This is a genomic window from Kitasatospora sp. NPDC058406, assembly GCF_042722765.1.
In the GTDB taxonomy this organism is placed as follows: domain Bacteria; phylum Actinomycetota; class Actinomycetes; order Streptomycetales; family Streptomycetaceae; genus Kitasatospora.
The window spans coordinates 1-5,632 of the sequence record NZ_JBHXKE010000393.1 but is presented as its reverse complement, the minus strand read 5'-3'; the positions used below and the strand labels follow the sequence as shown (position 1 = coordinate 5,632).

The window sequence follows — 5,632 nt, the reverse complement described above, 5'->3', positions numbered from 1 at the left end:
TACCTTATCATTCTTCTTTTCGTTTTTCGTGGGGGGCCCCGCCCGCCCCGGCGGGGAGGGTCGGGCCCGGCCGCCGCCCCGCCCCGACCGGATCTTTCCCCACCCGTACGGCAGGAGTGCCGGGACAGGGCGTGGGATTCGCGCCGGGACCGGGTACGCTAGTGCCCGGCGGTGCGCACGATGCCGCCCCGGGGCTTTAGCTCAGTTGGTAGAGCGCTGCCTTTGCAAGGCAGATGTCAGGAGTTCGAGTCTCCTAAGCTCCACAGTCGCCCACCGCGTGCGGGCAGCAGATCGGCCGCCGACCTGAATCCGGGTCAGCGGCCGATCTGCGTTCTCAGTGGGGTTTCCGGGGGTCGTGCGGCTTGGGGCGGTCGTCGTCGTGGCCGTGGTCCGGTCCGGACCCGGTGTCGGAGCCGTTCGACGGCACGGAGCTGTCGGGTCGGCCGACCGGTGGGCCCGGTTCGGGGGAGACGCCGCCGGCCTCGGGCCCGCCGCCGGTTCCCGGCCCCGCGGCGTCGGCCCTGGAGCCGTTCACCGCGTCGGTGGGGCCGCTGCCCGAGGCGTGGGCGCCGCCGGACCGTGCGGGGGCCGGTGACGTCCCGCTCGCCGGTTCGACCAGCCACTCCGGGTTGCTGTGGTGCCGCCACCACTGCCAGGCCACGATGCCGCTGCCGATCGCCAGGGCGCCCGCGACCGCCAGACCGGTGGCCCAGCCGCTGCGGTGGGCCTTCCTGCGGTTCCGGGCCGCGAGGTCGCCGATCTCGGCCGAGGTGACGTTGCCGTGCAGGGCGGTCAGTGCGGCGGCGCTGCGGGTCTGTGCCTCCTGTGCGACCGGGGTGACGGTGGCGCGGGCCTCCTCGACCGCCTGGACGACCTTGGTGCCGACCGTGGTGCGTGCCTGGTCCGCGGCCTTGGTGGCGGCCAGGCGGGCGGCCAGGGCGGCCTCCTGGGCCCGGTGGAAGGCCTTGAGGGTGTTCTGCTGGGCCTCCGGCGGCAGGCTGGCGAAGGCGTGACCGATCTGCGGGGCGATGCGCCGGTCGTACTGGACGCGCGCGCTGTGGGCGGCCTGGGAGGCCTTCGGGCCCAGTGCGTCCAGGGTGGGGCCCAGGCGCTGCTTGGCGCTGTCCGCGAGGTTGCCGGCCGTCTCACGAGCTGAGTCCAAACGGGTCACGAGTCTCTCCTCCTGGTGGCGTCTTTTACGCACATATCCACCTGAATGCTGATCATGCATCCTGATCGGGCCGGTGGCACTCCGGAGTGGGCCGTACGCGCGGCGTGCCCGGCGGGCGCGCGGGCGCGGGGCCGGGGGGCGGTGCCGGGGCCGGACGCAGGGCCGGCTCCGGGCCCGGGAAGGGCGGCGAGCCGCGGGCGCGGGGGAGGGTGGGGCCGTGGGGCGGGGGGTATGGCCGCAGTAGGCTGGCCGTTCCGGCGGCGTTCGCCGGGACCGCGTTCGCGTCGTCGCGGCAGGGCGAGGTACGTCGCAGCAGGTCGTGGCAGGTCGTGGCGGAAGGGGAAAACCGATGCTCCCGGACGAGCCGAGGCAGCCGACCGACCGGGTCCCCGGGCCGGGCGGTGCGAGCGGGCTGTCCCGCTGCTACCGGCACCCCGAGCAGGAGACCGGCATCGGCTGCTCCCGCTGCGGTCGGCCGATCTGCCCGCAGTGCATGGTGAACGCGTCGGTGGGCTTCCACTGCCCGGAGTGCGTCAGCGAGGGCGGTCGCCAGGTCCGCCGGGCGACCACCCGGTTCGGCGGGCAGCCGGCCGGGGACGGCGCCCTGGTCACCAAGGTGCTGATCGGCGTCAATCTGGCGGTCTTCGTGCTGGCCGCCTACGTCCTCAAGCCCTGGCTGGCCGACGACCTCATGCTGGTCAGCTTCGACCCGCGCTACACCGGCTTCCCGTACGGCGTCGCCGAGGGACCGGAGCAGTGGTACCGGCTGCTGACCGCGGTCTTCCTGCACACCGCGCCCTGGCACATCGCCACCAACATGCTGATGCTCTGGGTGATGGGCCCCGCGCTGGAGTCGGCGCTGGGACGGCTCCGCTTCCTGACGCTCTACCTGCTCTCGGGACTGGCCGGCAGCGCGTTCGCGTTCCTGCTGGACGGCGACGGGATGAAGTCGCTGGGCGCCTCGGGCGCGATCTTCGGCCTGCTCGGCGCGACCCTGGTGATGTACCGCAAGGTCCGGGCGCCGCTCGGCCCGGTGGCCGCGCTGCTGGTGTTCAACCTGATCGTCACCTTCTCGGTGCCCGGGATCGACTGGCGGGCGCACCTCGGCGGCCTGGTCGCGGGGACGCTGACCGCGGCGGGCCTGATGTACGCCCCGCGCGCCAACCGGGCGGCGGTGCAGGGGCTCACGGTGGCGGGGGTGGCCGGGCTGGTCCTGCTGATGGTTCTGGTGGGTACGGCCAGCTACGGCGGGTGACGCCTGCGCACGGTTGTCCACAGCGGGTGGGTGGCTGTGCACAGGCGGTGCGGAGGCCCGGGTGCGGACGACTGTTCTACGCGTGTCCTGCTGTGCGTATTCGGCATTCGGGGGAGGGGCGCGCGAGAGTGTGGAAAGCGCCCCCGGCGCGAGTTATCCACAGGCCCGCGTGACTTTTCCCCAGTGTGGATAACCATGTGGATAAACACGATAAGCGGGATAACCGATGGGACAAGTCGGGAGAAACCGCTACAGGTTTCGTACATATCCGGCAATCCGGGCACCGCGAAGCCGCCCCGGGGACCCGACGGTCCCGGGGCGGCGGAATGCGCTCAGGGGTGGAGCCCCGGCGTCACTTCCACTGGGTGGAGACGCCGAACCCCGCCGCGATGAAGCCGAAGCCCACCAGGATGTTCCAGTTCCGCCAGCTCTCCACCGGCCAGCTGCCGCTCGTCACGTAGTAGGTGACGATCCAGACCAGGCCGATCAGGAACAACGCCAGCATCAGGGGTGCAACCCAGCCGCGGCCCGAACTGATCTTCACCGTGACCGTGGTCGGCGGGGTGTAGTCGGACTTCTTGCGGAGTCGAGACTTCGGCACGAGGAGCTCTCCTGTCGATGCGCTGTGACCGCGCAGGGGTTCAGCGGGGGCGAGGCGGCCGGCGGTGGCGTTTGGGGAGAACGTTAAGGGGAGCGACCCCGCACATGCCACCGGCGTCCGTTAGCGTAGTGGCTCGGCGGGTCTGAAGGAGATAAGGGTACGGTGCCTAATTTGTCGATTCCCCCTCGGCCGCCCCGTACCGGGTCCGCCGGCACCCGAATTGTCGGACGTGCCCTGACCTGCGCCGTCTTCGCGCTCGCCGGGCTGCTCTTCTACATCAGCGCGCAGACCGCCCGCGGCACCGATCTGCGGACCGACAACTCGTTGCTCAGCCTCTCCGACGTGATACGGCAGCGCAGCGCCCAGAACCAGCAGTCCCAGGCCCAGCTCGCCGACCTCCAGGAGCGGGCCCGGCAGCTCACCGACCAGCAGGGCCGCAGCCCGGCCGACGCGGCCCGGCTGACCGCCCTGGAACAGGCCGCCGCGCTGGACCCGCTCCAGGGCCCGGGCCTCACGGTCACCCTCAACGACGCCCCGCCGAACGCGACCGCGCGCATCCCCGGGGTGCCCGAGCCGGGCGTCAACGACCTGGTGATCCACCAGCAGGACATCCAGGCCGTGGTCAACGCGCTCTGGCGGGGCGGCGCCGAGGGCGTCCAGGTGATGGACCAGCGGCTGATCTCCACCAGCGCCGTCCGCTGCGTCGGCAACACCCTGCTGCTCCAGGGCCGGGTCTACTCACCGCCCTACGTGGTGAGGGCGGTCGGGAGGACGGACGCGCTGCGCGGGGCGGTCGAGTCGGACCCGACGATCCGCAACTACCTGAAGTACGTCCAGGCCTACGGGCTGGGCTGGAAGGTCCAGGAGAGCGGGGACCTCGCCCTGCCCGGCTTCACGGGGACGGCGGACCTCCGCTCGGCGACCGGGCAGCAGTAGGGCGGGTCTACTCTTGTCCCCAGTCTGATACGTCGAGGGAGCACCATGTACGGCTGGATCTGGCGACACCTCCCGGGGCCCTCCCCGGTCAAGGCCGTCATCTCGCTCCTCCTCGTGCTGGGAGTGGTCTACCTCCTCTTCACGTACGTCTTCCCGTGGGCGGAACCGCTCCTCCCCTTCGGAGACGTCACAGTGGACGGGGGCGACGACGGCGCCGTCGGCTGACCCCGGCGGAACCGCCCCTCGTCCCCAGTCCCCGCACCCCACGGAGAACGCGCGCATGACCACCCAGCCGGCCCCGCCCCGCATCCTGGTCGTCGACAACTACGACAGCTTCGTCTTCAACCTGGTCCAGTACCTCTACCAGCTCGGCGCCACCTGCGAGGTGGTCCGCAACGACGAGGTGACGGTCGGGCACGCGGTCCGCCGCGAGGGCGACACCGGATTCGACGGGGTGCTGCTCTCCCCCGGCCCGGGCTCCCCGGAGGAGGCCGGCGTCTGCATCGAGATGGTGCACCACTGCGCGCGGATCGGGCTGCCGGTGTTCGGCGTCTGCCTGGGCCTGCAGTCGATCGCGGTGGCGTACGGCGCGGTGGTCGACCGGGCACCCGAGCTGCTGCACGGCAAGACCTCGCCGGTCGAGCACGAGGACGGCGGGGTGTTCGCGGGACTGCCCTCGCCGCTCATCGCGACCCGGTACCACTCGCTGGCGGTCGAGCCGGCCACCGTGCCGGACGAGCTGGTGGTCACCGCGCGCACCGAGAGCGGCGTGATCATGGGCCTGCGCCACCGCGAGCTGGCGGTCGAGGGCGTGCAGTTCCACCCCGAGTCGGTGCTCACCGAGGGCGGTCACCGGATGCTCGCCAACTGGCTTGCCGAGTGCGGCGACCCGCTGGCCGTGGACCGTTCGGCCGGGCTCGCCCCGGTGATCGGCCGGGGCTGAGCGGCGTGACCGCGGTGCGTCCGGAGGGGCGCTACCAGCCGGACGCGGACCCGCAGGGCGGCGCCGCGGACCCGGGCGCCGGCCCGTACCCGCACGACCCGTACCGGCAGCCGTACCCTCCGGAGCAGTACCCGCAGGAGCAGTACACCCAGGGGCCCCAGGGGCAGTACCCCCAGGAGCAGTACGTCCAGGGACAGCAGGCCCAGGGACAGTACGCCCGGACCCCGTACCCGCAGGGGCCGTACCAGCAGGCCGGGCAGACGCCGTACCCGCAGGCGCCGTACGAGCAGGGGCCGTACGGCGCTGAGCCGTACCCGCAGAACGGCCAGTACCAGCAGTACGACCCGTACCGGGCCCAGCAGCTCCAGCAGGGCGGGCACGTGCCCGCCCAGCAGGGGCAGGGGCGGAACCAGGGTCAGGACCCGGTCCAGGGCGGCCACCCGGCGCCGAGCGGAGCCGAGGACGGCTGGGGCGTCTACGAGCAGGCCGCGCCGGCCCAGGAGGCGCTCGGGCCGCGTCCGGACGCCCAGGAGGCCCCCGGGGGCCCCTTCGAGGCGCTCGCGGCGGCCGAGACGGTCACCATGGCCGCGGTGGTCGGCGCGGACGGTCCGCCGGTCGGCGGCGGCCGGGCCGAGCGCCGCCGCGCCGCGCAGGGCCGGCCGTCCGTGCGCCCGGGCAACGGGCGCCGCCGGGCGGCCGGCCGGGGCGCCGCGGGCCGGACCAAGG

At 73.0% G+C, this 5,632-nt stretch carries 6 protein-coding genes, 1 tRNA gene and 1 pseudogene; 6 read left to right on the top strand and 2 right to left on the bottom strand.

Annotated features, from left to right (window positions below):
• Positions 1-190: 190 nt before the first annotated feature.
• Positions 191-263 (top strand) — tRNA-Ala (locus tag ACFWOG_RS39280).
• Positions 264-334: 71 nt separating this feature from the next.
• Here ACFWOG_RS39280 and ACFWOG_RS39275 read toward each other — a convergent pair.
• On the bottom strand, positions 335-1,171 hold the full coding sequence (locus ACFWOG_RS39275; protein ID WP_380364396.1) for a DUF5324 family protein: 837 nt from the start codon (positions 1,169-1,171) through the stop codon (positions 335-337).
• Positions 1,172-1,520: 349 nt separating this feature from the next.
• Here ACFWOG_RS39275 and ACFWOG_RS39270 point away from each other — a divergent pair, with 349 nt between their 5' ends.
• Positions 1,521-2,426: a rhomboid family intramembrane serine protease gene (locus tag ACFWOG_RS39270; protein ID WP_329884792.1), complete on the top strand. Its 906-nt coding sequence runs from the start codon at positions 1,521-1,523 to the stop codon at positions 2,424-2,426.
• A 352-nt stretch (positions 2,427-2,778) separates the two neighbouring features.
• On the opposite strand, the gene crgA is transcribed toward ACFWOG_RS39270, so the two are convergent.
• On the bottom strand, positions 2,779-3,027 hold the full coding sequence (crgA, locus tag ACFWOG_RS39265) for a cell division protein CrgA (protein ID WP_329884791.1): 249 nt from the start codon (positions 3,025-3,027) through the stop codon (positions 2,779-2,781).
• A gap of 177 nt (positions 3,028-3,204) precedes the next feature.
• Between crgA and ACFWOG_RS39260 the strand changes: the two genes are divergently transcribed.
• From ACFWOG_RS39260 to ACFWOG_RS39245, 4 genes and pseudogenes are all read left to right on the top strand, one after another.
• Positions 3,205-3,963 (top strand): DUF881 domain-containing protein, encoded by a 759-nt coding sequence (locus ACFWOG_RS39260; RefSeq protein ID WP_329885000.1) that lies wholly within the window; start codon positions 3,205-3,207, stop codon positions 3,961-3,963.
• A gap of 45 nt (positions 3,964-4,008) precedes the next feature.
• Positions 4,009-4,188, top strand: coding sequence for a hypothetical protein (locus ACFWOG_RS39255; protein WP_329884790.1), 180 nt, complete (start codon positions 4,009-4,011; stop codon positions 4,186-4,188).
• A gap of 55 nt (positions 4,189-4,243) precedes the next feature.
• The gene (locus ACFWOG_RS39250; protein WP_329884789.1) at positions 4,244-4,906 is read left to right on the top strand and encodes an aminodeoxychorismate/anthranilate synthase component II; all 663 of its coding nucleotides are present in this window, start codon (positions 4,244-4,246) and stop codon (positions 4,904-4,906) included.
• Positions 4,907-4,911: 5 nt separating this feature from the next.
• Positions 4,912-5,632: pseudogene (locus ACFWOG_RS39245) on the top strand (hypothetical protein); the annotation flags it as partial.